This is a genomic window from Phaeobacter sp. 11ANDIMAR09, assembly GCF_001294455.1.
Lineage (GTDB): Bacteria > Pseudomonadota > Alphaproteobacteria > Rhodobacterales > Rhodobacteraceae > Pseudophaeobacter.
On record NZ_LIKT01000095.1, the window covers coordinates 1 to 742 of the forward strand.

Consider the following 742-nt stretch of genomic DNA (forward strand, 5'->3'; position numbering starts at 1 on the left):
TTGCCCGCGTCCACTGCTGCTTTGATGTCTTCCAAGGTCATCGCAACGCCTCCTCAAGGATTGCGAGAGCCCCAAGACAATCGTCGATATAGGGCTGCTCCTCACCCTCCAGATCGTTCAGCTCCAGCCGGTTCAACACCGCGTAAAGCGTGGCGCGGGCCTCACGGGCGGCGCTTCGCAAGCTGACGGTATCTTCCAGACGCGCTGTCGCAAAATCATCACTGTGATAGTCAGGGATCATTGGATTTCTCCCGCCTTGTGCTTCCAACGCGGAGCGATGTCTTTGAACGGCACCGTGAAGGGCGGCAGCGCGTCAAAGCCGTTCGAGCTTTTGACCACCTTCACCTTGGCGCAATCATCCTCGACGCTGAGGATCTCGACGCAGAACACGCCGCCCAAACCCGACGGAACAACGATTTCCTTCAGCTCGTGCCGATGCTTCCCGCAATAGACGCAGGTGCTATAAAGCCCGTCGATGATGTGACCGCCGGTCGCGCGATCACAGTCGCAGGTCCAGAATTTAGGGGGCTGATATTTGTGAGCCATTTGTGGCCTCCTCTTGGGTGCTGCGGTTGGGGCTTGCGCCCCCTTCCGCCGATGGGCTGCACACCGGCCAATCTGATCTGACCGAATACGCATGTATTCGGCGGAACAGAGTGGGTGGGGGCACAGCCCGACCCACGGCCCAGGAGCGGCCAGTCAATGGGTCAAAGCCAGCAACTGGTGCGGCCCGCAGCGCGCC

The 742-nt window shown here is 60.2% G+C and carries 2 protein-coding genes; both read right to left on the minus strand.

What is annotated here, in order from left to right:
- Positions 1-37: 37 nt before the first annotated feature.
- Entirely contained in the window at positions 38-241 is a 204-nt protein-coding gene (locus AN476_RS22290) for a hypothetical protein (RefSeq protein ID WP_054463963.1), read from the minus strand.
- A complete protein-coding gene (locus tag AN476_RS22295; RefSeq protein ID WP_054463964.1) occupies positions 238-546 on the minus strand; it encodes a hypothetical protein in 309 nt (102 codons plus the stop codon). The genes AN476_RS22290 and AN476_RS22295 overlap by 4 nt, the downstream gene beginning before the upstream one ends.
- Positions 547-742: the final 196 nt, after the last annotated feature.